Source organism: Priestia sp. USM5 (assembly GCF_058323215.1).
The window spans coordinates 2,620,679-2,644,974 of record NZ_JBSGKN010000001.1 but is presented as its reverse complement, the minus strand read 5'-3'; the positions used below and the strand labels follow the sequence as shown (position 1 = coordinate 2,644,974).

23 protein-coding genes are annotated in these 24,296 nt (G+C 37.1%); 20 read left to right on the top strand and 3 right to left on the bottom strand.

Going from position 1 to position 24,296, the window contains the following annotated elements:
- The first annotated feature begins 338 nt into the window (after positions 1–338).
- From ACWATA_RS14265 to ACWATA_RS14230, 8 genes are all read left to right on the top strand, one after another.
- Positions 339–1,751: an amino acid permease gene (locus ACWATA_RS14265; protein ID WP_033578794.1), complete on the top strand. Its 1,413-nt coding sequence runs from the start codon at positions 339–341 to the stop codon at positions 1,749–1,751.
- Between the two features lie 296 nt (positions 1,752–2,047).
- Positions 2,048–3,049: an acyltransferase family protein gene (locus ACWATA_RS14260; RefSeq protein WP_033578795.1), complete on the top strand. Its 1,002-nt coding sequence runs from the start codon at positions 2,048–2,050 to the stop codon at positions 3,047–3,049.
- A gap of 25 nt (positions 3,050–3,074) precedes the next feature.
- Entirely contained in the window at positions 3,075–3,950 is an 876-nt protein-coding gene (locus ACWATA_RS14255) for a peptidylprolyl isomerase (protein WP_154991418.1), read from the top strand.
- A 30-nt stretch (positions 3,951–3,980) separates the two neighbouring features.
- Positions 3,981–4,139: a hypothetical protein gene (locus ACWATA_RS14250; RefSeq protein ID WP_155017217.1), complete on the top strand. Its 159-nt coding sequence runs from the start codon at positions 3,981–3,983 to the stop codon at positions 4,137–4,139.
- A 182-nt stretch (positions 4,140–4,321) separates the two neighbouring features.
- On the top strand, positions 4,322–4,996 hold the full coding sequence (locus tag ACWATA_RS14245) for a response regulator transcription factor (protein ID WP_028413601.1): 675 nt from the start codon (positions 4,322–4,324) through the stop codon (positions 4,994–4,996).
- A complete protein-coding gene (locus tag ACWATA_RS14240) occupies positions 4,986–6,413 on the top strand; it encodes a sensor histidine kinase (RefSeq protein ID WP_154991417.1) in 1,428 nt (475 codons plus the stop codon). Before ACWATA_RS14245 ends, ACWATA_RS14240 begins: the two co-directional genes overlap by 11 nt.
- A 376-nt stretch (positions 6,414–6,789) precedes the next feature.
- On the top strand, positions 6,790–8,154 hold the full coding sequence (locus ACWATA_RS14235) for an allantoinase (protein WP_154991416.1): 1,365 nt from the start codon (positions 6,790–6,792) through the stop codon (positions 8,152–8,154).
- A 528-nt stretch (positions 8,155–8,682) separates the two neighbouring features.
- Entirely contained in the window at positions 8,683–10,173 is a 1,491-nt protein-coding gene (locus ACWATA_RS14230; RefSeq protein WP_033578798.1) for a peptide MFS transporter, read from the top strand.
- A 28-nt stretch (positions 10,174–10,201) separates the two neighbouring features.
- On the opposite strand, the gene ACWATA_RS14225 is transcribed toward ACWATA_RS14230, so the two are convergent.
- Positions 10,202–10,606, bottom strand: a complete 405-nt coding sequence (locus ACWATA_RS14225) for a hypothetical protein (protein WP_028413597.1) — start codon at positions 10,604–10,606, stop codon at positions 10,202–10,204.
- A gap of 498 nt (positions 10,607–11,104) precedes the next feature.
- On the opposite strand from ACWATA_RS14225, the gene ACWATA_RS14220 reads away from it, so the two are divergent.
- Together ACWATA_RS14220 and ACWATA_RS14215 are read left to right on the top strand one after the other, a co-directional pair.
- Positions 11,105–12,814, top strand: coding sequence for an NAD-dependent malic enzyme (locus ACWATA_RS14220; RefSeq protein ID WP_034269256.1), 1,710 nt, complete (start codon positions 11,105–11,107; stop codon positions 12,812–12,814).
- Between the two features lie 143 nt (positions 12,815–12,957).
- A complete protein-coding gene (locus tag ACWATA_RS14215) occupies positions 12,958–14,301 on the top strand; it encodes a 2-hydroxycarboxylate transporter family protein (protein ID WP_013082898.1) in 1,344 nt (447 codons plus the stop codon).
- 48 nt (positions 14,302–14,349) lie between these two features.
- Here ACWATA_RS14215 and ACWATA_RS14210 read toward each other — a convergent pair whose 3' ends face one another.
- The gene (locus ACWATA_RS14210; protein WP_473049926.1) at positions 14,350–15,171 is read right to left on the bottom strand and encodes a Cof-type HAD-IIB family hydrolase; all 822 of its coding nucleotides are present in this window, start codon (positions 15,169–15,171) and stop codon (positions 14,350–14,352) included.
- A gap of 305 nt (positions 15,172–15,476) precedes the next feature.
- Entirely contained in the window at positions 15,477–16,502 is a 1,026-nt protein-coding gene (locus ACWATA_RS14205; protein WP_034265631.1) for an LLM class flavin-dependent oxidoreductase, read from the bottom strand.
- Between the two features lie 327 nt (positions 16,503–16,829).
- On the opposite strand from ACWATA_RS14205, the gene ACWATA_RS14200 reads away from it, so the two are divergent.
- The 10 genes from ACWATA_RS14200 to ACWATA_RS14155 all read left to right on the top strand — a co-directional run bounded on the left by ACWATA_RS14200 (position 16,830) and on the right by ACWATA_RS14155 (position 24,244).
- Positions 16,830–17,360, top strand: a complete 531-nt coding sequence (locus ACWATA_RS14200; RefSeq protein ID WP_028413593.1) for a hypothetical protein — start codon at positions 16,830–16,832, stop codon at positions 17,358–17,360.
- 10 nt (positions 17,361–17,370) lie between these two features.
- Complete coding sequence (locus ACWATA_RS14195) at positions 17,371–17,895, top strand: GNAT family N-acetyltransferase (protein ID WP_028413592.1); 525 nt, start codon at positions 17,371–17,373, stop codon at positions 17,893–17,895.
- A gap of 26 nt (positions 17,896–17,921) precedes the next feature.
- On the top strand, positions 17,922–18,188 hold the full coding sequence (locus ACWATA_RS14190) for a glutaredoxin family protein (protein ID WP_028413591.1): 267 nt from the start codon (positions 17,922–17,924) through the stop codon (positions 18,186–18,188).
- A gap of 69 nt (positions 18,189–18,257) precedes the next feature.
- Entirely contained in the window at positions 18,258–19,079 is an 822-nt protein-coding gene (locus tag ACWATA_RS14185) for an amino acid ABC transporter substrate-binding protein (RefSeq protein ID WP_033578803.1), read from the top strand.
- 74 nt (positions 19,080–19,153) lie between these two features.
- Entirely contained in the window at positions 19,154–19,852 is a 699-nt protein-coding gene (locus ACWATA_RS14180; RefSeq protein WP_033578804.1) for an amino acid ABC transporter permease, read from the top strand.
- Positions 19,853–19,879: 27 nt separating this feature from the next.
- Complete coding sequence (locus tag ACWATA_RS14175) at positions 19,880–20,590, top strand: amino acid ABC transporter permease (protein ID WP_473049925.1); 711 nt, start codon at positions 19,880–19,882, stop codon at positions 20,588–20,590.
- Complete coding sequence (locus ACWATA_RS14170) at positions 20,587–21,360, top strand: amino acid ABC transporter ATP-binding protein (protein WP_034265635.1); 774 nt, start codon at positions 20,587–20,589, stop codon at positions 21,358–21,360. Before ACWATA_RS14175 ends, ACWATA_RS14170 begins: the two co-directional genes overlap by 4 nt.
- Positions 21,361–21,525: 165 nt before the next feature.
- Positions 21,526–22,248, top strand: coding sequence for a riboflavin kinase (locus tag ACWATA_RS14165; protein ID WP_047751101.1), 723 nt, complete (start codon positions 21,526–21,528; stop codon positions 22,246–22,248).
- Position 22,249: 1 nt separating this feature from the next.
- Positions 22,250–23,572 (top strand): LLM class flavin-dependent oxidoreductase, encoded by a 1,323-nt coding sequence (locus tag ACWATA_RS14160; RefSeq protein ID WP_154991414.1) that lies wholly within the window; start codon positions 22,250–22,252, stop codon positions 23,570–23,572.
- A gap of 168 nt (positions 23,573–23,740) precedes the next feature.
- Positions 23,741–24,244, top strand: a complete 504-nt coding sequence (locus tag ACWATA_RS14155; RefSeq protein ID WP_230624621.1) for a hypothetical protein — start codon at positions 23,741–23,743, stop codon at positions 24,242–24,244.
- Positions 24,245–24,296: the final 52 nt, after the last annotated feature.

Below are 24,296 nucleotides of genomic sequence, written 5' to 3'. Positions count from 1 at the left end.
TCAGCTGTTCTTTCTCTTCATGTCATGGTGATGAAAGAGTATAAAAATAGCAAGAAAGAACGTACAGGTGTAAAAATAATCATATCATATCACTTCATTTAATCTTAGTTAGAATATAAAAAAATAGAATTATTGAAATATTTTTTACTATTCATTGTTGTAAAAAATCTGAAAAATGATATAATCGTAAAAAGATTTAAGAAGTGTATATTGTATACAATATACAAAATTCGTACATATCGAAGAAATAGAGCCTATTCCTGAAGAGAAGAGACTATAGAGAATATGTAAAAAAACCAAGTTTTTGGATGGGTTTACTATAAAAAAGGAGGTACATAATGGGTGAGAATACAACATCTATGAATCAGTTACAAAGAAAAATGAAAAGCCGTCATTTATTTATGATTTCCCTTGGCGGTGTTATCGGTACGGGGTTGTTTCTTAATTCTGGCTATACAATTAATGCAGCAGGTCCTGGGGGAACGCTCCTTGCTTATTTAATCGGTGGATTAATTATGTATTTAGTCATGATATGTCTAGGGGAACTAAGCGTAGCAATGCCTGTGTCAGGATCATTTCAAGTATACGCTACAAAGTTTATAGGGCCGGGAACTGGTTTTGCGGTGGGCTGGCTCTACTGGCTGACTTGGGTAGTATCTGTCGGTTCGGAGTTTACAGCGTCTGGGCTGCTTATGCAAAGATGGTTTCCTGACGTTTCGGTTTGGATATGGAGCGCGCTGTTTGCTCTTTTATTATTTGGTTTAAATGCAACATCTGTACGTTTTTTCGGCGAAACAGAATTTTGGTTTTCAAGTATTAAAGTATTAACGATTATTGTATTTATTATTTTAGGCGCAGCAGCGATGTTTGGATTCATTCCCCTTAGCGGTCATGAAAAAGCGCCGATGCTTTCTCATTTTACAGGAGAGGGCGGTTTATTTCCAAATGGACTTATGCCTGTATTAATTACGATGGTTTCCGTAAGTTTTGCTTTTTCAGGAACAGAATTAATTGGTATTACGGCGGGAGAAACAGAAGATCCAGAAAAGAACATACCTCGAGCCATTAAAAATATCATTTGGCGTACATTCTTCTTCTTTATCGGCGCCATGTTTGTACTATCTGGGTTGATCTCATGGAAACAAGCAGGAGTGTTAGAAAGTCCTTTTGTGACGGTGTTTGATCAAATAGGTATTCCTTATGCAGCAGATATTATGAACTTGGTTATTTTAACAGCTTTACTATCAAACGCTAATGCAGGCTTATATGCATGCTCGAGAATGCTCTGGTCATTATCCGATCAAAAAATGGTTAGCAGCTGGTTAGGGAAAGTAACGTCTAAAGGAGTTCCATTTAATTCGTTGCTTATCAGCATGGGAGTGGCTTGTCTATCCTTGCTGTCAAGCGTGGTTGCACCAACTACTGTTTACTTAGTATTAGTTTCTATTTCTGGATTTGCGGTGGTAGCTGTATGGATGGCTATTGCAGCTTCTCATTTTATGTTCAGAAGACGCTATATTAAAGAAGGAAATGATGTATCAAAGCTTGTTTACAAAGCTCCTTTATATCCTCTCGTTCCTATCTTAGCATTCGTTTTATGCTTTGCTGCTTGTGTAGGACTTGCTTTTGATAAGAGTCAGCGTATCGCATTATACTGCGGTATCCCATTTGTCCTTCTGTGTTATCTGTTTTATTATTTAAAAAGTAAAAAAGAAAACGGAAAAGATGACAGTCAGCCTATAGCAAAATAAAAAGCAGAAGACCTAGGTCTTCTGCTTTTTTTGCATACAAAAACACCCTATCCATCCGTACTGGTTAAGTGTCCCGCAACAAGCGAAATTGAATTGGATAGGGTGCGTATCTATATAGTAGAGAAAGAGGCGCCATTTGTCAAACTTATTTAGCGGCGCCTTATTTAAAAATAGAAAAAAGAAAAGTTTTCACTGTTTTTTCATTTTCACTATGTATAGTAAGGGATGTAAAGAAAAGATATTCGCAGCAGCACGTCGTACAAATCCATAGAACGTAAAAGAAAGGAGGAAGTCAAATGGCTAAGCGGGATGCGTATTTTGATAACGTGAAATTTATCTTAATTGTACTGGTAGTGTTTGGCCATTTGTTAACTCCCTTCATTAATGATGAACAGTGGTTACGAACACTCTACATATTTATTTATACTTTTCATATGCCAGCGTTTATTTTAATAAGCGGATATTTTGCAAAGGGATACCGAAAGAAAGGATATATGTGGAAGATGGCGAAGAAAGTATTACTTCCTTATATTATCTTTCAACTTATCTATGCGGTATATGATTATAAACTGTATGATGAATCGTCATTTGAAGTTTCAGTATTTCAGCCAGCTTGGTCACTGTGGTTTTTACTAAGTTTATTTTGTTGGAATGCGATGCTGTTCATTTTTACAAAGATCAAATATCCTTTAGCCGTCGCGGCAGTTTTAGGAATTATGATTGGCTTATGTGAACCGCTAGAAACAACGTTAAGTCTTTCTAGAACATTTGTATTCTTCCCCTTCTTCTTAGCAGGGTTTTATATGAAAAAAGAACATTTTAAAAAGTTGACGTCTGTTTCTTGTAAGAAAATAGCTGGAGGCACATTGCTCATTATTGCTCTGTGGATCCAGTACGTAGCACCGGATTTTGAGAAGGAGTGGCTATTTGGTTCAAAATCCTATGCCTCCTTAGGTGTAAATCAAGTAGAGGGAATGATCATTCGTACACTATTTTATAGCATCAGCTTAGCAATGACGGTTTCCTTTTTAGCTTTGATCCCTACACAGACGATGTCTTTTACATCTCGAGGTGCTCAAACCTTTTATGTGTATTTGCTACATGGATTTCTGATTAAATATATTCGCTTATCTTCTTTTGGAGACTGGATAGAAAGTGTACAAGGATACAGCATTCTTTTGATTGGAGCTTGTGGAGTGGCGTGGCTGTTGTCGAGTAAATACGTATCTACGATTGCAAGGCCTTTAATTGAGCTTAAACCGTTACCAACGCGCAAAAGTTTAAGTTTAGGTAAGTAGTGAGAAATGGAAAAGGAGTTTAATGATGTCTAAAAACAAAATAATTATGATTATCGCAGCCGTTGTCATTATTGCTGCAGTAGCTATTGGTGCCGTAGCAATGAATAAATCAAAGGTAGTTGCTACCGTTGGTGATGAAAAAATCACAAAAGATCAGCTGTATGATGCTCTTCTTGCTCAAGGAGGATCAAGCGTCCTTGATTCACTAATCGAACAAAAAGTCATTTCAAAAGAAGCAGCTAAACAAAATATTAAAGTAACCGATAAAGAAATTAATGCTGAATTAGAAAACCTTAAAAGTCAGTACGGTGGAGAAGATGCACTAAATCAAGCATTAGCATCTAGCGGTGTAAAATTGTCAGAGCTGAAAAAAGATTTAAAGACGAATATTGAAGCAAAAAAAATGGTCGAGTCGACTATTAATATTAAAGATAGTGAAATGAAATCGTACTTTAATCAAAATAAAGATTCACTAGCTACAGAAGCACAGGTAAAAGCTAGTCATATCTTAGTAGCAGACGAAAAAACATCAAAAGAAGTAAAGGCAAAGCTTGATAAAGGAGAAGATTTTGCAAAGCTAGCAAAAGAATATTCAACGGATACAGCTTCTAAATCAGATGGCGGAAACCTTGGATACTTCAAAAAAGGCGATATGATCGAAGCTTTTGCCAACAAAGCATTTTCAATGAAGGTAAATGAAGTAAGTGATCCTGTTAAAACAGAATACGGTTACCATATTATTAAAGTAACAGGCAAAAAAGAAGCGCAAAAAGCAACATATGAAAACAGCAAAGCAAAAATCAAGCAAACGCTGCTTGATCAAAAATACCAAACAGAGTATCCAACATGGTTACAAAAGCTAAAGAAAAAGTATGATATTACAAACAAACTTGATTCATAAATAATACCTTAACGAAATGAGGGGATGGATATGAAACAAACAGCGTCTTATAGCAAATTAGAAAAAATCGTCGAACAATTGAAGCACAGAGGTGTACGAGCTGAAATATGCCGGCGTGTTGTAAAGGTCACAGAAACTGTTAATGGATCAAATCCTTCATATTCAAATCAAATCGTTAGTCATTCATAAAAGTACAAAAGACGCGAACGGCTGAACAGCAGTTTGCTCTCGTTCTTAATACAGGTAGGGAAAATTAAAATGAAAAGAGATCAGTAGAGGCAGCTTGTTTCTGCTGATTCTTTTTGTATAATAAAGTAAACAAAAGGATGCAGGGAAATAAATGTATCAAACGAAGGAAGGAGTTACGCAGAATGAACGTACTGCTAGCAGAAGATGATTTGCAGCTAGGTGAATTAGTTAGTTATATGCTGAAGAAAAAAGGAGGCTATAACGTCGAATGGGTGACGGAAGGGAATGATGCATATGACTATGCATCTGAAGCACATTATGATGTGTTAATTCTTGACTGGATGATGCCCAATGGAGACGGAATCGATGTATGTAAACGTCTAAGAAAAGAAGGATACGCCGGGGCCATTCTTATGTTAACAGCAAAAGATGCGGTTCAAGATCGTATACAAGGCTTAGATGCGGGAGCGGATGATTACGTTATTAAGCCATTTGAAATTGACGAGCTGCTTGCAAGGCTTCGCGCTTTGGCTCGTCGTAATTATGCACCAATTTTAGAAGAAGAAGTAGAGATTGCCAGCATGATATTAAAAAGAGCAAGTCAAACCGTGCAGTTTGACGAGGAGTTTATTCAATTAAGTCCTCGTGAATTTCAACTGCTAGATTTTTTAGTAAAAAACAAAGGACAAGTTCTTTCCCGGGATATTATTTTAGACAGGGTATGGGGATATGAATCAGATGTTTCGATTAAAACGATTGATGCGACGGTTAAACTTTTGCGAAAAAAACTAGAGAAATTTAACAAACAAGATCTTATTCAAAGCATTCGCGGAGTAGGCTACAAAATTGAAAGCTAAACTTCTTACGAGGGCTAAACAGAAAGTAAAACAAAAAGTAAAGCAAGATTTATTCAGCCAGACGCAAAATCGTTTAACATTCCGATACAGCGCATTGCTAATGCTGTTTCTGCTTTTATTCGTATTTATTGTTTATGCATTGGTGTATGTGGTTGTATCCAATAGTCAGCAGCAAAACTTAAATAGCATGTTAAAACAAGAGTCTCGAATTGTCCAAAGCATCTTAATTAAACAAGCGGTAAACAGTTCGAATCAACAGTCGAAAGAAGAGTATAAAAACATTGTCGTAGCCGGTGAAGACCAGTTTTTTTATTATGTCATCAGTCCTGAAGGGGACCTTATTATGGGCAACGAAGCGAGTGAGCGTCTTCGCTCTAACTTGTTAGATTTAATTGATGGATGGATCCCTATTGAAAACGAAGTGCGAAAAGAACGAATAAAAGCCCCGCGTCCTAGTTTTGAGCACATTGAAGGAGTAAAAGGGCAAAACGGGGAAGGCAAAATAGATATTGATTTAATGATGGCGGGGGAACCTATTTTTTATAAAGGCCAATTTTTAGGGATGCTTTATATTGGAAAAGACGTTTCGTTTCTTTATCAGCTGTTAAAGTGGCTCCTCATTATTATGCTGAGCCTTACGGTACTGTTTGTAGGAGTAGCCATTTATATCAGCCGCTTAATGTCAAAACGTGCCATGGTCCCAATTGAAACAGCTTTCCAAAAGCAAAAAGAATTTGTGGCGGATGCATCCCATGAGCTAAGGACACCGCTTAGCGTTATGCTTTCTTCTATCAACGCTTTAGAAATGCAGGAGGAAGTAACAGAAGATCCCTTCTCTAAAAAATTAATTAATAATATGAAAGCTGAAGTGAAGCGGATGACGAGTCTCGTCACTGATTTACTTACGCTTGCACGCTCAGACTCTAATAAAGTAGAAAAAGCAATGATGCCGTTTGATATTACAGATGCGGTACAAAAGGTAATGGAATCGGTTGAAACTCTAGCGATTTCTAAACATATTGATTTGCAGCTGGATACGCCTGAAAAATTAGTTGTAACTGGAGATCAAGAGCGTCTCACTCAGCTGATTTACATTTTGTTAGACAATGCGATTAAATATACGACTCCTCATGGAAGTGTAAACATTCAAGTGGTTCAGCACGGGAGTGAATGTACATTAAAAGTACGTGATACAGGGGTTGGAATTCATCCCGACGAAAAGGATCGAATCTTCGACCGCTTTTATCGTGCTGATAAATCCCGATCCCGTCAAATGGGAGGTCACGGGCTAGGCCTAGCAATCGCTAAATGGATCGTAGAAACACATAAAGGCAAAATTGATGTAGAAAGTGAACAAGAAAAAGGAAGTACATTTACAGTAAGGTTGCCAATGTCACAAAAAGTAAAAAAGAGTTAAAATAGACTGTGACAAAATTAGTTGAAGGAAGATCCGAACGAGTTTGATTCTTGATGGAGAATCAAACTCGTTCGGATTTTTTTATGGTTAGAGTGGAGATAGGTTTCATTTATCCAATTTGTTCGTCCGTTGATTTAGTTATGTCTCCATCTCTTTTCAGTTAGTGAAAGTGACCAAATGAAAAAGAAAAGTTTAGACAAAATGGCGAATGGAAAAATCGGATAATTCAGTTATATTAACTGACGTAATAATCAGTCTGTGTGTCAGGGTTCTTTACAATGATAAAGACTTTTTAAAGGAAACAGTGCATGATAGAACAATAGCAGACTACTTCGTTTAATAAAAAGATGAAGTAAGTAAAGGGGAGTTTGATAATATGTACGATTTAATTATTCGGGATGGTTCGGTCGTATTAGAAGACGAAATAGTAAAAGCGGACATAGGTGTTAAAAAAGGAAAGATTGCAGAAATAGCGCAAGGTGTTAGCATACCAGCAAAAAAATACGTAGATGCTAAAGGCAAATATGTTCTGCCTGGAATGATTGATATTCATGTGCATTTTGATGAACCGAGCCGAGACCATTGGGAAGGGTTTGACTACGGTTCAGCATCTATGGCCGCAGGAGGCTGCACTACATATTTTGATATGCCTTTAAACGGCGTTCCTCCTACCGTAACAGAAGCAGCGCTGTGGGAAAAGAAAAAGCTGGCTGATCAAAAGTCAGTAGTAGATTACGGTCTATGGGGAGGGTTGGTTCCTGGTAATAAAGAAGAATTAGCCAAAATGGCTCATTCGGGTGTAATAGGTTTTAAAGCATTTATGTCAGAAGCAGGTTCTGAATTTGATTTCTCAGATGACCTCACATTATACGAAGGAATGAAAGAGATTGCAAAACTAAATAAAGTGCTTGCCCTGCATGCTGAAAGAAATGACTTAATACAAAAGCTTGAACAGGCTAAACAGAAGCAAAAGCAAACGGCTATTAAAGATTATTTAGAAACGCGACCGGTTGTAGCAGAAGTAAACGCAGTAAAGCAAGCGCTTGAGTACGGTGAAGAAACGGGATGTCCGCTTCACTTTGTACACATTAGCAGCTATGAAGCAGTGCAGCTTATTACAGAAGCAAAGAAGAATGGAATGAACGTTACGCTGGAAACTTGTCCGCATTATTTACTTTTTACAGAGGAAGACTTTGAAGAAATGGGCGTAACGGCTAAGTGTGCACCTCCTCTTCGCAGCAGGAGTCAAAAAGAAAAATTATGGGCATGTATTCAATCAGAAGAAGTAGATATGATTTCTTCGGATCATTCTCCTTGCCCGATTGAGTTAAAAACAGCTCATCAGAATGATTTATTTAAAGTTTGGGGTGGAATATCAGGCGGTCAGTACTCTTTGCAGGCAATGATTAGTGAAGGAGCGATCACTAGAGGGATTTCTCTTTCTCACATTTCAAAGCTTGTATCAACCAATCCAGCTAAACGATTCGGCTTATATCCCAAAAAAGGAAGCATTTTGCTAGGAGCCGATGCGGATTTGGTTATCGTTGATCTGGATCAAACTGAAAAAGTGACAAAAGAAGGAATGGTTTTCAAACATAAGCACAGTATATATGAAGGAACGGTATTTAATAGCGTTATTTTAACTACCATTAATAGAGGAACGATTGTATACACTAAAGAAGAAGGTGTGTTTCCTCTTCACAAAGGACAAATGGTAAATGGTGAATACGTAAAATTGTAGGCACAGTGAAAAAAGAGATGAAAAATAAACCTTTTATCTCTTTTTTTACATAAAAAAATGAGGATGACTTATATTAAAAGTATTACATAGGTGAAAAAAGAGTATCTACTATAACAAAAGAGACATTTTTAAAGAAGGTTTTATTATTTTAAAAAAGTATATTTTTGATTGAGGGAAGCATAATGAAAAAAGAATAAAGCTTCTTTTTAAATATAAAGAAAAATTTCCCAAAAAGAAAAATATTATCTGGTTGTATGAAAAGTAGATAATCAGATGCTTTGTAATCAAGGGTTTTGTATAAAAAAATTTTCAAAAAGATATTTTAAGAAAGGAAATCTTGATTTAAAGCTTTTTATAGGTGCAATTTTATAATGAAAAACCGTATATTATGCACTCATTGTAAAATTCTGATATTGACAGAATCATTTTATAAGAATAAAATTTTCTTGTTTCTATTTTTTTATATCATCATAATTTTTTGACAGTTTTGTCTATGGTGGTTTACGGTTGAAAGAGAGGTTAAGGAATATGTCGGTAGAGAGAGAAAAAGTGTATGAAACAGTTCCTCAAAAAGGATTCTTCGGACATCCTAAAGGTTTATTTACCTTGTTCTTTACAGAATTCTGGGAGCGTTTTTCATACTATGGAATGCGTGCGCTACTTGTATTGTACATGTACGATACAATTGCAAACGGTGGATTAGGAATGGAACAAGGAACCGCTTTAGCGATCTTTTCTATTTATGGTTCTCTTGTTTATATGTCTGGAATTATTGGCGGTTGGATTGCAGACCGCATTTTAGGTACGTCTAATACGGTGTTTTACGGCGGTATATTTATCATGCTCGGACATCTAGTGCTTGCATTGCCAGCAGGTGTAACAGCGCTGTTTATTTCAATGTTCTTGATTATCATTGGAACAGGTTTATTAAAACCAAACGTTTCAAGCGTTGTGGGCGATATGTATAGCCCGACTGATAACCGTCGAGATGCTGGATTTAGTATCTTCTATATGGGTGTAAATGCTGGAGCATTTATCGCGCCGCTAGTTGTTTCAACAGTAGGTGAAAAGTATAACTACCACTTAGGTTTTGGAATCGCGGCAGTAGGAATGCTTTTAGGTCTAATTGTATTTATGGCTACACGAGGTAAAAACCTAGGGCGTGCAGGTAGACAAGTTCCAAACCCTTTAAAACCAGAAGAGCGCAAAAAAGTTTTTGGTACTATTGCACTTGCTGTAGTTGTACTTGCTATCTTTATTGTACTGACTTCTTTAGCAGGTATTTTAACAGTTGAAGGCGTTATTTTATTTGTAAGTATTTTAGCGATTGTTATTCCTATTATTTACTTTGTGGTTATGTATAAGAGTCCCAAGACAACAGCTGATGAGCGTTCACGCGTATTAGCTTATATCCCTCTTTTTATTTCTGGAGTAATGTTCTGGGCAATTCAAGAGCAGGGGTCAACAATTTTAGCAACGTATGCAAAAGATCATACACAGCTAACGTATGGCGGCTTTAAAATTCCAGTTGGCTGGTTCCAATCGTTAAATCCGTTATTCATTATTATATTTGCCCCAGTTTTTGCAGCACTTTGGGTGAAATTAGGAAACAGACAGCCTTCTACACCAAAGAAGTTTTCATTAGGACTTTTATTTGCAGGGCTTTCTTTCCTTGTCATGGTTATCCCGGCTAGTATTCATGGAAACGAAACGTTAGCGAGCCCGCTATGGCTAGTATTAAGCTTCTTCTTAGTTGTAGTTGGAGAGCTTTGTTTATCACCAGTAGGGCTATCAACTACAACAAAACTAGCACCTGCAGCGTTTTCTGCTCAGACAATGAGTTTATGGTTCTTAACAAGCGCAGCGGCGCAGGCAATCAATGCTCAGCTTGTTCAATACTATGAAAACATTTCGCAAGTTGTTTATTTTGCTGCATTGGGCGGAGTGTCGGTCATTTTAGGTGTAATTGTACTAATGATTTCGCCAAAAATTCAGCGTTTAATGAAAGGTGTTCAATAAAAAAAACCGTCCTTAAGGGCGGTTTTTTTTATGATTTATTTGAAAAAATATTCATGAAGGAGGCGTATGTCTGATCGTCCTCACCCTCATAGAACGCAAGATTTAAAAGTCTGTTAAGTTCGTTTGTTGATTTTTCAGTTTCTGCAATAATTTGATGCATATGAGCAATCTTAGACATGGATCCGTTGCCATAAGCATTTTTAATTTGATTTAATGTTAAATGAAGCGATAAGACCTCTCGGCGAAGAGCTTGTCTTAATTCAGAGGAAGCAGGGATAAAAAAGCGTTTATAAAAATAACTGGCTTCTTCAAACACCAATTCTCCATTCTCTAGCTCTTTAGCCGCAATTTCTTTAATCTCTTGATCGTCTAATCGACTGGCCGCTTCTTCGATAAGAAATCCAAAAATAATAGCTGTATCTGGTTTTAACATATAATAACCTCCATTATTATAAAAAAGAACTATGTAGTTTATATGTATAGATAGAAAGGAAGAAATATTCATAGTAATTCACTAATCAGCATAGACAAAAAAATAAAAAATATTCTTTTATAGGCAAACTAAAATTATTTCAAAATAAATTTTTTATAATTAAACATTTTTTCCATATTAAAGGATTATTTTGACTTTCCAAAAGAGATGAATAGAATAAAGAGGGTTCTTAGTACCTATATAAAAAGAAAATTGATAAAAAATATTAAATTCAGAAATTTCTACCTCTTTATAACTAAAAAATTGCTCTACTAAAATAGTTGACAGCAGAAATAGATAGGCATAAAATATACTATTGTCAAATGAATTAGCAAGCTATTCATAAAAAGTTAACGGACATTTGAATAATATGAGTAATATCCATATAAGGTATCAATTACTTAAATCTAACCAACTTGTATGCTTGTCATACAAGTCTACAGAAAGGGAGATAGTCGTATGCGCAACGTATTTTTTACAGATAATGAAACAATTGAAACGACTTTACGTGGGAAAGAAATTTTAGGAGCTCCAATGTTAAACAAAGGAGTAGCTTTTACAAAAGAAGAGCGTAAAACGTTAGGATTAGAAGGTTTACTTCCTCCAATGACTTTAAGTTTAGATGAGCAGGCAAAACGTGCATATGAGCAATTTTTAGCTCAGGCAGATAACCTTGGTAAGAATGTGTATTTAAACGATTTACAGAACCGTAATGCTGTATTATTTTATCGTTTATTGCAAGATCACTTAAAAGAAATGCTTCCGGTTGTTTATACACCAACAGTTGGACAAGCAATCCAAGAATACAGCCACGAATATCGCCGTCCGGGTGGCGTATACTTGTCAATCGATAATGTAGAAGGCATTGAAGAAGCTCTTAAAAATATCGATGCAAATAGTGAAGACATTGATTTAATGGTTATTACAGATTCAGAAAGTATTTTAGGAATTGGTGACTGGGGCGTTGGTGGTATTAATATTGCTATCGGTAAATTAGCCGTGTACACAGCTGCAGCAGGAATCGATCCAAGCAGAGTACTTCCAGTTGTTCTTGATGTAGGAACAAACAATGAAAAATTATTAAATGATCCTTTATATATCGGAAACCGCCATGAACGTATCCGCGGTGAGCGCTATGATCATTTCGTAGATCAATTTATTTCAAAATCTCTTGAAATATTCCCTAATGCACTGTTACACTGGGAAGATTTCGGTAATGTAAATGCTCGTAATATTATTAACAAGTACGGAAAAGAAATTCTAACGTTTAATGATGATATTCAAGGCACAGGTGCCGTAACGCTTGCCGCTATTTTCTCAGCAGTTCAAGTGTCTAAAATGCCACTTCGTGACCATCGTGTTTTAATCTTTGGACCAGGTACAGCAGGTATCGGTATTGCAGATCAAGTACGTGATGCAATGGTATTAGACGGGATCACAGAAGATGAAGCATACAAAAACTTCTGGGCAGTCGATTTCCGAGGCCTTTTAACAGATGACATGGACGACTTATTAGGTTTCCAAACGCCTTATGCACGAAAAGCAGAAGAAGTGAAGGACTGGAACCGTGAAGAAGACAAAATTTCTCTTTTAGAAGTTGTCAGACAAGTTAAGCCAACAATCTTAATTGGTACGTCTGGTGTAGCAGGCGCATTCTCAGAAGAAATCGTAAAAGAAATGGCGAAGCATGTAGAACGCCCAGCTATTTTACCAATGTCAAATCCAACTCCGCTTGCGGAAGCTACTCCTGAAAACCTATTAAATTGGACAGAAGGAAAAGCACTTGTAGCAACTGGAAGTCCGTTTGAACCAGTTAACTACGACGGTGTGGAATATGAAATTGGTCAATCTAATAATGCTTTTGTTTTCCCTGGTCTTGGTCTTGGATCAATCGTGGTAAAAGCAGAAGTTATTACAGACAGCATGTTCGCAGCATGTGCACACGCTGTAGCTCAAATGGTAGACAGCAGCAAACCAGGAGCTTCATTACTACCACGCGTAGAAGAATTACGTGAAGTATCATATAACGTTGCTTTAGCGGTTGCTAACGCAGCAATTAAAGATGGCGTTGCAAAAGAAGTTCCTACAGATGTAAAAGCGGCAGTAAAAGCAGCAATGTGGGAACCAACATACAAAGAAATTAAAGCTTTAGAAACGGTAAATGCTTAATTTTTAGATAGAAAAAGCACAGCTTCTGAAAAAAGAAGCTGTGCTTTTTTTAGTTACAAAAAGAATTCTTAAGTTACATAACGTATATAGTTTTTTTAAACTTGTGTATGATTCTCTATATTAGAACCACAGGGGGTTATGAGATGAATACAGCACGTAAATTGGAAACGTTTACTCAAGATTCACAGCCTGAAAATAAGGGTTTTTGGAACCGAATCAACAATATTAAAGTAGGAGTTATTCCTCTACCGCTATACGTTTTACTTGCATTAATTGTATATGGCGCGGCCGTTTACAACGAACTTCCTCCAGATATGATTGGCGGATTTGCGATTATTATGGTAATGGGAATGCTGCTTGGTGATTTAGGATTAAAAATTCCGATTTTAAAAGATATTGGCGGACCAGCTATTTTATCACTGCTTGTACCTTCCGTATTAGTTTTTTATAATGTTTTAAATCCCGCGTCTATGGAAGCGGTAACAACTTTGATGAAAACATCAAACTTTTTATACCTTTATATTTCTTGTTTAGTAGCCGGAAGTATTCTGGGCATGAACCGTAAAGTTTTAATTCAAGGCTTTACACGTATGTTCGTACCGCTTGTGTTAGGTACGCTAGCCGCTGTAGCTGCAGGCGTAGCCGTTGGGATGTTATTTGGTTACGGAGCAAAACATACATTTTTCTATATTGTTGTACCAATCATTGGAGGAGGAATTGGTGAAGGTATTTTACCGCTTTCACTTGCTTATTCTCAAATTTTAGGTAGTTCAGCAGAATCTTTTGTGTCGCAAATGATTCCAGCTGCTGTTATTGGAAACATCGTTGCTATCGTATGTGCTGGCTTAATGAAACGTCTAGGAGAGAAAAAGCCAGAATTAACAGGTAATGGAGTTCTTGTGAAGACAAAAGGCGGAGATGGCATCTCAGAAGATACAAATATCAAGAAACCAGTAGATTTTTCGTTAATGGGCGCAGGTCTTTTAATTGCATGTAGTTTCTTTATTTTCGGAGGCTTAGCACATAAGTTTTTAGGAATTCCAGGTCCAGTTTTAATGATCGTAGCGGCAACGCTAGTCAAATGTTTACAAGTAATGCCTGCTAAGATGGAGCAAGGTGCTTACCATATGTACAAATTCATTTCTACGAGCTTGACATGGCCGTTAATGGTAGGCCTAGGAATTTTGTATATTCCTCTTGAAGATGTAGTGAAAATTGTGACACCAGGTTATGTAGTCGTATGTGCAGCAGTTGTTATAGCTATGGTAGCAACCGGTTATTTTGTAGGTAAAATGATGAAAATGCATCCGGTGGATGCAGCAATTGTAACCGGCTGTCACAGCGGTTTAGGAGGTACGGGAGACGTAGCGATTTTATCAGCTTCCAACCGTATGTCACTTATGCCATTTGCTCAAGTAGCAACAAGACTTGGAGGCGCTTCCACGGTTATTTTAGCTACGCTTCTTATGAAACTTTTAGGAGTATAAAATCAAAACAAAAAAGCAGCTCGGTTCGTACGAGCTGCTTTTTTTGTCTTATGAAACACTAACAGGTTTTAAGATGAATTCTTCCACAACTTTTGCCACACCGTCGTTAATGTTTGTATCTGTTACGTGGTTGGCTTTTTCTTTAATATCTTCAGGAGCATTTCCCATTGCTACGCCAAGTCCAGCAAATTCAATCATGGCAAGATCATTATAACTGTCGCCAATAGCAATCACTTCATCGCGTGTAATGCCAAGCTGCTGAATTAATAAATGTAAGCTTGTCCCTTTTGTGACACCTTCTTCTGTGAATTCAAGGAAGTATGGTTTAGAGCGCATTACGCTTAGCTCTCCTTGAAGCTGCTTTTGAAGTTTCTTTTCAACGTGAACCAGCATTTCCGGTTCTGCAAGCATGAGTACTTTTACAACAGGTTCTGTAACGGCATCAGTAAAAGATGAAACAACACGGATCGGCAGACCTGTAATGTCACTTTCAATATCCGTAAATTTATTTTCTACTTCTGTTATAATTTCATCTCCAACGTACGTATGAATTAAAACTCCTTCTTCGCGGCTAATATCGTCGAGACGTGCAACGGTTCTCGGAGATAATGTGCTGCTAAATAGCTCTTCATTTGTTAAGCAATTAATAATTTTCGCCCCGTTAAACGATAAAATAAAGCTTCCGTACTTTTCTAACTCCAGTTCTTTGGCGATGTGAACCATTCCGTAAGTTGGTCGGCCAGAAGCAAGTACAACTTTTACTCCCGATTCTTGCGCCTTCATTAATGCTTCTTTTGTGCGCGGAGAAATAGTGTGATCATCGCATAATAGTGTATCATCCAAATCTAAAACAATCATTTTGTAAGGCATAATTTTAAATTCCCTTCTTCTACTAGACTCATATCTTCATATGGTACTATAAAAAAACGTTTGATTCAATTTAATGATTTTTTGAAAAAAAGAAGCATGCGTATACTTTGTTTGAACGCCTCGTAAGTAGATGAAACAAAGAACTTGAGACATAGCTAAAACAGCCCAATCAATAGCTAAAAGCAATTAAACACATGAAAGCTACGTTTACCATGACAACGAAAAAATACGAAGTAATAATCAATCATTTTGATTATTACTTCGTATTTTACTTCGACTAAAATTCTTTTATTTCAGCCTCTTGATTAGTAAGCTGCTAGAGTTTGATTCGTTTTCTGAGCATCTCCTTCACTGAAAGCTTCTTTTAAGAGCGTATAAGACCGCTTTTTTTGTTCAAAATCTTGAAGAGCAGTAAGAATAATAAATTCATCAATAGAAAATGCCTGTTTCAAAGCTTGGAGCTTTTGACGAACGGTTTCTTTTGTACCGTATATGACGTTTGCTTCTTTCTCTTCAATTCGATAGCTTTCTTTAGACTGCTGACCAAATTCTTCCGCTTTTTCTTTGGAGCCTAATGTAGCGGATTTCCCATTTTGTAAGTATACTTTAAATATTTTTGTGCTGGATGCTAATGCTTTTGCTTCTTCTACGGTATCCGCTACGATGACGGAAAGGGCAACGACAAGCGAGCGTGCATGGGATGAAACGTGCTGATTATAGACGGAAATCGCTTCTTCTAGCACTTTTTGATCACCATTAATGAATTGAGCAAATACATAAGGAAGATTTAGAGATGCCGCTAGCTCTGCGCTTGAAGCACTTGCTCCCAGTAAAAACATATCTGCTGCTTTTTGGGGCCTTGGATAGGCTTTTAAACCGTAAAGAGGGTGATCTTCCGGCAGCGTATCGTTTAGGTATTGTTTAAGTTCTATCAGTTTGTCTGTTAAGGACTTAGTGGGCTGAGAGTTTTGTTGCAAGGCTTGAGTAGAATGAGGTAGTCCTCCTGGTGCTCTGCCGATTCCAAGATCGATGCGATTTGGAGATAATGAGGCTAAAACGTTAAAATTTTCTGCTACTTTATAAGGGCTGTAGTGTTGAAGCATAACACCGCCTGAGCCGATACGGATATGATGTGTTTTGGCGAGCAGGTGAGAAATTAACACTTCGGGTGATGATCCTACAACATGTTCAGAGTCATGATGCTCCGCTACCCAAAAACGGTGGTAGCCAAGTTCTTCTGCTAGCTGAGCTAATTGAATGGTATGCTGAAATGCATCTTCAGCACGCTCACCTTCATAACGCGGGCTTTGATCTAAAATACTTAATTTCACTGAAAACACTCCTTAAAGTTGATAAAAAAGGTAAGAATAATTGGGATTAATTTTAGCAAAGGATTTTCCAGATGAAAAGAGTTTTTTTAAAGAAAAATATTTTTTGAAAAATAAGTTGACTTTGCCATTTTGAGGCTATATAGTTGAATCATCAAATAGAAAAGCCGATAAAACAACTTGGATAAATAAGAATTGAGTGAGTATGTTTCAAAGACACTTCACTTCATTCTCCGGTTTTATCAAAAAAACAGTTAAAGCTGATTGGTCTACCAAAGGCTCCTGAGGAAACTCTAGGAGCCTTTTTGCTGTAAAAAGGAGGGGGAAAAGGTGAGCGATGTATGTATTTTATATAACGGAAGCTCTCATAATTATCAACAAATAGCCTCAGTGAAAGATGAGCTAGAAGCTTGCTTAACCTCAAAAGGAGTGCACGCCGAAGCTATCTCGTATCATGATGTACACGCTTTGAAGCAGGAAGCGCAGAAAGAAGTAAAGGCATTTATTTCGAAAATGAACCAAGCTAAAAGCATTGTCGTTCTGTTATCGGGAGTAAATGAAACATACGTAGAATCTTTTGAACGGCTAACAAAAATATTGCCAGAAGATTTATTGTATAAAAAAATACTTCTGCCAATTCTTATTGGTGAAAATGTGAATTCTTTACTAAAAGCTAAGTATGATTTAAAACTTTTAGCGTCTTTTTTAGGTAGACCTTACTGGCTCAGCAGTCTTTTTCTACTGCATGAATACGTCTCTTTTACAGGTATTAACAATGCGAATGCCAAAAGTCGTTTAAAGGAAGCGGTGGATGAGCTGATTTACAAAGGTAATCTATCCCTTCAAACATTTATAAAATGAGGTGAAAAAAATGAGTGAATTATTTCGATTAGCTACCGTAGAAGATGCTGAAGAACTGTTGGATTTAACGCTTCGAGCATATGAGCCGATTCGAAAGCTAGGAATTAAATTTCCTGCTGCGACGGCAACGATTCAACTTGTAAAAGAAAACATTCAAAACAGCCGCTGCTACGTGCTGGAAAGTGATGAAAAAATCGTAGCTACGATTACAGCAAGAACGTATAAAGAAATAACGAACTGGCCTTTCTTATGGTGGTTTGCGGTAGATCCTTTGCTTAAAAAGAAAGGAGTAGGTTCTAAACTCTTAACGTGGGTTGAAGAAACGGTTATTCGAGATCAACTGGGGGCTCCTGCTGTTACATTAGCTACTTCTGATCGACACCCATGGCTGATTCCTATGTATGAAAGAAAAGGGTATGAACGCTTTTTTGAAGTCGATCAAGGAGAAGAAGGAAAAGGCGTATTCTTAAGGAAGATCTTACATCCCGAAAGATATGAGTTAGAAAAACACAAGGAGTTACAACAAGCTAATTAATCATTTAAAAGAAAAGAGGAGAAACCATGTCAGTAAAAATTTTATTATGGAATCGAAAAGGTTGTCATCATTGCGAAGAACTAAAAGCATATTTTCATGAAAAAGGCCATCAATATGAAAGTATCGATGTAGAAGGAAAAGATTATTTGCGAGATCTACTTGAAATTAAATACGGTATTCGTCATGTACCGGTCGTTGAAATTGGAGATAAGGGGCAGTTTAAAGGAGTTATTGAAAAAGATTATGAACAAATAGAAAAGTTGATTGAAGACTATTCACCAATCGTTAAATAGCTGCAACATCCATTTTATTAACTCGTTAAAACAATAAATTATTTTGAGGCATAGTGAGGGACCAAACACATGAAAAAACTACAGCTGACAGCTATCTTTTTATCACTTCTTTTATTATTAGCCGCTTGCGGAACACCCAATAAAGAAACAGCAGCTAACGCAAGCAAAGACAAAGTGCAAAAAATTATTGTAGGAACGGGTACGCAATTTCCCAACATTTGCTTTCTTGACAATAAAGGAAATCTAACGGGGTATGACGTAGAGCTTGTTAAAGAAATAGACAAACGTCTTCCAAACTATAAGTTTGAATTCAAAACGATGGATTTTTCTAATTTACTTTTGAGCTTGGAATCCAACAAAATTGATTTAGTCGCCCATCAGATGGAAGTGAATGAAGAAAGAAAACAAAAGTTCCTGTTTAATAAAGAACCTTATAATATCTTTCCGCTACATGTAGTTGTAAATGAAAAAAATACGTCAATTAAATCAATTAAAGATTTGAGCGGTAAAAAGGTAATTGTAGGAGCAACGAGTAACTCTGCTAACTTAATCGATAAGTATAACAAAGAACATGGAAATAAAATTGATATCGTTTATTCAGGTCAAGGATCTGATGATACAAAAACGCAGCTAAAAACAGGACGTGCGGACGCTACAATTAGTACGCCGTTTGCAGTTGACTTTGTCAATAAGCAAGCGGACGCAGAGCAAAAAGTTGTGGGACCTGCTATTTCAAATTCAAAAGTATATTTTATGCTTCGAAAAAATGAAACAGGTTTACAAAAAGATGTTGATAAAGCGCTAAAAGAAATAAAAGAAGACGGAACATTGACAAAATTAAGCAAAAAATGGCTAGGAGAAGATTATACAAAAGCAGCTGGAAATAACTAAATCACTTACTGTGACCCAAGCCTTGAACTTGGGTCCTTTCGCTACCTGTAGAGGGAAACAAAGGAGAGAAAAAGATGGGAAAAGCATTTGATATAGAGCTGATTTTCACCTCTATTCCTCAATTATTATCTTATTTGCATATTACAATTTGGATTTTGGTTGCTTCACTTTTGATTGGCAGTACCTTGGGATTGTTTATTGCCCTGCCTCGTATTTATAAAGTACCGGTGTTAAGTCAATTAGCAGCAGTTTATATTTCTTTTATGAGGGGGACGCCTATTTTAATTCAATTATTTTTAGTTTTTTACGGGGTACCTGCCCTCTTACAATTGATTCATATTGACGTTTCTAGAATGGCTCCGCTCGTATTTGTGATTATCACATATTCACTGAGCACGGCGGCGTCTTTTTCTGAAATGATGCGCGGTGCCATTAATAGTGTAGATAAAGGGCAAACTGAAGCAGCGTACAGTGTAGGAATGACCGGAAAACAAACGTTCACTCGAATTGTGCTGCCGCAAGCTCTCGTTGTAGCATTTCCTAACTTTGGAAACCTTGTGATTGGTTCCTTAAAAGATACGTCTTTAGCCTTTACCATTGGTGTCATGGATATGATGGGAAGAGGAGATACCATTATCGCAGCAACGGCTCATGCAGTTGAAGTATATATTGCACTTGCCATTATTTATTATTTGGTAGCCATTATATTAGAGAAATTTTTTATGAAATCCGAACAGAAGCTGCAAAAACACGATCAGCCTGTTCATGTATAAAACGAGCTTACTAAAAGAGGTGTAAACATGATTATTGACGTACCGTTTATATGGACAGCATTTGTAGAAATTTTGAAGGCATTACCTTTAACACTCCTTATTACCATCGGTCCATTACTAGGCGGATTGCTTATTGGTATTGCTGTTGCGGCTGTGAGAATTAATTCAGTAAAAATAATAACGCCTATTGCCAACGTATACGTATCATTTTTTCGAGGAACGCCTGCCATTCTTCATATTATGGTTATTTACCTAGGGTTCCCGCTATTGATTAATAAACTATCAAGCTACTATGGATGGGGCTTCAATGCAAACAGCATTCCTATTGTCGTATTTGTATTAATCGCTTTGTCTTTTACAGCGGGGGCTTATATGTCAGAGATCATTCGCTCTGGTTTGTTAGCGGTAGAAAAAGGACAAATTGAGGCTGCGTATTCCATTGGAATGAATCGTTTTCAATCGATGAAACGAATTGTTTTCCCTCAGGCGTTTGCTTTATCTTTACCAAATTTATGCAATATCTTCATCGGCTTTTTGCATACGTCTTCTATCGCATTCATCGTCTCACAAAAAGAGTTAAACGGTGCAGCTAATATCGTAGCTTCAAATAATCTTAAGTTTTTAGAAGCCTATATTGCTGCTGCCCTTATTTATTGGATGCTGACGATGTTAATACAAGGAATAACAGCGCTGCTTGAACGAAAATTAACGGTTTATAATCGAGGAGGGGTTGTATGATTACATTAACAAATATTAAAAAAACATTTGGTCAACATACAGTATTGGACGGTATTGATTTAATTGTTAAAAAAGGGGACGTTGTGACCATTTTAGGGCCGAGTGGCTCTGGAAAGACTACGTTTTTACGCTGCATTAATTTCTTAGAAAAAGCAGATGAAGGAGAAGTTTCAATCGATCAATTTACGGTTCAGTGCCAAAAGCCAAACCGCAAAGATATTTTAACTCTTCGACAAAAAACAACGATGGTTTTTCAGCAATACAATTTGTTTAAACACAAAACCGTTATTGAAAATATTATGGAGGGGCTAGTTATTGTTCAAAAGCTGCCAAAGGAAGAAGCAAAACAACGAAGTTTAGACGTCCTTGAAAAAGTTGGGCTTGCTGAAAAAGCAAATGCGTATCCAAGTCAGTTATCAGGAGGTCAACAGCAGCGAGTGGGTATCGCTAGAGCGCTTGCTTTAAATCCTGAAGTCATTTTATTTGATGAGCCAACGTCTGCTTTGGACCCTGAACTGGTGGGTGAAGTACTGTCTGTTATTCGTAAAATTGCTGAAGAAGGAATTACGATGATTATTGTTACGCACGAAATGAGTTTTGCCCGTGAAGTCTCTAATCACGTGGTGTTTATGGACGGAGGAAAGATTGTCGAACAAGGTCATCCTGAAGAAATATTTTTAAATCCAAAAGAAGATCGAACAAAGCAATTTTTCAAGCGTATTAACCCAACGCATTCGCCTTACTCTTATGTTTATGAAAAAACAATCTAATATTTTAATTTAAAACCCACTTGACTCATAGGAATAATAAGTATATGATAAAATCATCAAATTAAACAAACCGACTAGATCACTAGAGGTTCTTTGCACAATGTCACGCATTGTGCAAAGAACCTTTTATTTTTTACTAGACTTAAGGGAAGAAGGGTGAACGTAGTGAATCGAGGAGCATTAAAAGCTAAAACAAGCAAAAAACTTATTATAAAAGGCCAGGTTGTACCTGGAAGGCAGCAAGGAAGACATTTGGGTTTTCCGACAGCTAATATAGATACTCAGCATGAGGAATTAAAAAATGGCGTGTATGGTGTCCTCGTTCATCTGCGGGGACTTGAACATATAGGAGTTATGAATGTAGGCGTTAAGCCGACATTTGGATCGGAACTATCTAAAACATTTGAGGTTCATATTTTGGATTTTAACGACGTTATTTATGGAGAGACAGTTCAATGCGACGTTATCTTTCGGGTGCGAGGTGAGAAAAAGTTCCCTTCCATTGAGTTTTTAAAACATCAAATTAAAGCCGATACACTACAAGTTAAGCAAAGATTTCAACATATGGGCTATGTATCTAGTGAACATACAGCTTCCAAGCTAGGGCAAGCGAGATATTTAAATCTGCCTGATCTACAGTTTTTTAATTGGTGCCACAGCCAATTCAGAGTCAATAAAGGGATTTACAATACAATTGATCAATGGTTTTATGACGAAGGAATTGAAAATATTCACCCTAGAAGAGTTCACGTTATCGCTTTTTTGCAATTTGCACAGGAAGGAAATGAAAGAAAGACAGAAAAAGAAGGAGTCCTTCGCTTTGGAGCAGGCGGTTTGACCAATCAACTACGAGAATTTATGAATGGATATGAAAAAGGAGAATGGTAATATGACAATAAAAAGACAATTAAAGCTAGGGGCTATTATTCATGGAGTGGGAGGAAACATGGGGGCATGGAGACACCCTGAAATTTTGTCAGATGCCAGCGTTAATTTCGGTTTTTACAAGCAGCAGGCTCAAAAAGCGGAAGAAGGAAAATTTGATTTAGTGTTCATTGCCGATGGGTTATATATTAATGAAAAATCGCTTCCGCATTTTTTGAATCGTTTTGAACCTCTCACTATTCTATCAGCACTTGCTTCTGTCACTTCTCATATTGGTTTAGTTGGCACTCTATCGACTTCGTATAGCGAGCCGTTTACGGTGGCTAGACAATTTGCTTCACTTGATCATATTAGCAGCGGCCGAGCGGGATGGAATGTTGTAACATCTCCATTGGAAGGATCTGCGCTTAACTATGGAAAAGAGCACCCCACTCATGATAAACGCTATAGAATAGCTGAAGAGTTTCTAGAAGTAACGAAGGGATTATGGGATTCTTGGGAAGATGATGCATTTATTCGAAATAAAGAAACCGGACAATTTTTTGAAGAGAAAAAGCTGCATCGCTTGCACCACAAAGGGGAATTTTTTTCTGTAGAAGGTCCGTTAAACATTGGCCGCTCAGCTCAGGGGCAGCCCGTAGTGTTTCAAGCAGGCTCCTCTGAAAGCGGAAAAGATTTAGCAGCGAAAACGGCTGACGCAGTGTTTACGGGACAAGATAATTTAGAAGAAGCGAAAGCTTTTTACCAAGATGTAAAATCAAGAGCCGTAGCGCAAGGACGCAATGAAAACGAACTTTTAATTTTCCCGGGAATAGGTCCTATCATTGGCAGTACAACCGAAGAAGCCGAAAGAAAATATGAAGAACTTGCTCAATTGGTAACAATTGAACATGCGCTCAACTATTTAGGACGTTTTTTCGATCATTTTGATTTTTCACAGTTTCCATTAGATGAGACGTTTCCTGATTTAGGGGATATCGGAAGTAATAGTTTCCGCAGTACAACTGATAAAATCAAAGAAAACGCTAAAAAACATAAGTGGACACTGCGAGAAGTGGCGCTGCGAATTGCTACACCTAAAACACAATTTATTGGGACGCCAGAGCATATCGCTAATTTGATGCAACAGTGGTTTGAAGAAAAAGGAGCTGACGGCTTTATTATTCATTCAAGCGTTCTGCATGGCTTAGATGACTTTGTTGAACACGTCGTACCGATACTGCAAGAAAGAGGCCTGTATCGTACAGAATACGAAGGGAGTACGTTAAGAAGTAACTTGCAATTGAATGTTCCTAAAAATCGTTACACACAGGTGAAAGTTAACTGAAGTGGATTAAAAGAGACTCGAAGGAGTCTCTTTTTTAATATTTTTAATATTAAAAATATGGTAAAATTATTTTTGTAGGTTATTCGTTTCAGTTCATAAGACCTAAAGGGTTTTGAATACCCGGAAAGGAGTCAAATGGAAAAAAGACATAAAAGTAAGAAGAAGCGTATGATTATGTGGATATCTTTATCCGTTCTTTTAGTCGGGGGAGGAGCGACAGGATGGATATTGTACCAAAACGGAAAAATTCCTTTTTTATCACAGCAAAGTATAAAGGCAAGTGCCATTAAAGTGAATCAACAAAAAGTTGATAAGCTGGAAAGCAACGATCAGCAGGCAAAAGATTTTATAGCTGAACATCATGACGTACTAAATGATTTGACGGGGTGGAGTGCCATTGAGCACCCAGACTGGCCTGCCGTACAAGAAGAAGCGGCAGCCATTAAAAATACCATTGGCACGATTGAAGTAAAAGATTCTGTTTTAAAGAAAGACTTTCAGCATATGGAGAAGCTTGCTGGACAGCTAGAGCAGACGAAAGATCAAGCACTGTTAAAAGAACTTCATCGTTATTTTCATGACTTAGATGTTGTGATCAATGAAGACGATGGATCAAATACATATTTTAATGTTACCAGCTATGGTAAATCAGTTGTAAAGACTTCTAAATGAGCTATAGCAAAAAGCTTTATACATAAAAGTAGTTTTGTATAACAAACGTCTT

Bases quoted from the DNA above. Each gene is read 5' to 3' on its own strand.
- ACWATA_RS14175 (WP_473049925.1), top strand. From the start codon at position 19,880: ATGATTATTGACGTACCGTTTATATGGACAGCATTTGTAGAAATTTTG.
- ACWATA_RS14215 (WP_013082898.1), top strand. From the start codon at position 12,958: ATGAATACAGCACGTAAATTGGAAACGTTTACTCAAGATTCACAGCCT.
- ACWATA_RS14225 (WP_028413597.1), bottom strand. From the start codon at position 10,606: ATGTTAAAACCAGATACAGCTATTATTTTTGGATTTCTTATCGAAGAA.
- ACWATA_RS14180 (WP_033578804.1), top strand. From the start codon at position 19,154: ATGGGAAAAGCATTTGATATAGAGCTGATTTTCACCTCTATTCCTCAA.
- ACWATA_RS14235 (WP_154991416.1), top strand. From the start codon at position 6,790: ATGTACGATTTAATTATTCGGGATGGTTCGGTCGTATTAGAAGACGAA.
- ACWATA_RS14160 (WP_154991414.1), top strand. From the start codon at position 22,250: ATGACAATAAAAAGACAATTAAAGCTAGGGGCTATTATTCATGGAGTG.
- ACWATA_RS14210 (WP_473049926.1), bottom strand. From the start codon at position 15,171: ATGCCTTACAAAATGATTGTTTTAGATTTGGATGATACACTATTATGC.
- ACWATA_RS14195 (WP_028413592.1), top strand. From the start codon at position 17,371: ATGAGTGAATTATTTCGATTAGCTACCGTAGAAGATGCTGAAGAACTG.
- ACWATA_RS14255 (WP_154991418.1), top strand. From the start codon at position 3,075: ATGTCTAAAAACAAAATAATTATGATTATCGCAGCCGTTGTCATTATT.
- ACWATA_RS14220 (WP_034269256.1), top strand. From the start codon at position 11,105: ATGCGCAACGTATTTTTTACAGATAATGAAACAATTGAAACGACTTTA.
- ACWATA_RS14245 (WP_028413601.1), top strand. From the start codon at position 4,322: ATGAACGTACTGCTAGCAGAAGATGATTTGCAGCTAGGTGAATTAGTT.
- ACWATA_RS14155 (WP_230624621.1), top strand. From the start codon at position 23,741: ATGATTATGTGGATATCTTTATCCGTTCTTTTAGTCGGGGGAGGAGCG.
- ACWATA_RS14260 (WP_033578795.1), top strand. From the start codon at position 2,048: ATGGCTAAGCGGGATGCGTATTTTGATAACGTGAAATTTATCTTAATT.
- ACWATA_RS14250 (WP_155017217.1), top strand. From the start codon at position 3,981: ATGAAACAAACAGCGTCTTATAGCAAATTAGAAAAAATCGTCGAACAA.
- ACWATA_RS14190 (WP_028413591.1), top strand. From the start codon at position 17,922: ATGTCAGTAAAAATTTTATTATGGAATCGAAAAGGTTGTCATCATTGC.
- ACWATA_RS14170 (WP_034265635.1), top strand. From the start codon at position 20,587: ATGATTACATTAACAAATATTAAAAAAACATTTGGTCAACATACAGTA.
- ACWATA_RS14185 (WP_033578803.1), top strand. From the start codon at position 18,258: ATGAAAAAACTACAGCTGACAGCTATCTTTTTATCACTTCTTTTATTA.
- ACWATA_RS14230 (WP_033578798.1), top strand. From the start codon at position 8,683: ATGTCGGTAGAGAGAGAAAAAGTGTATGAAACAGTTCCTCAAAAAGGA.
- ACWATA_RS14265 (WP_033578794.1), top strand. From the start codon at position 339: ATGGGTGAGAATACAACATCTATGAATCAGTTACAAAGAAAAATGAAA.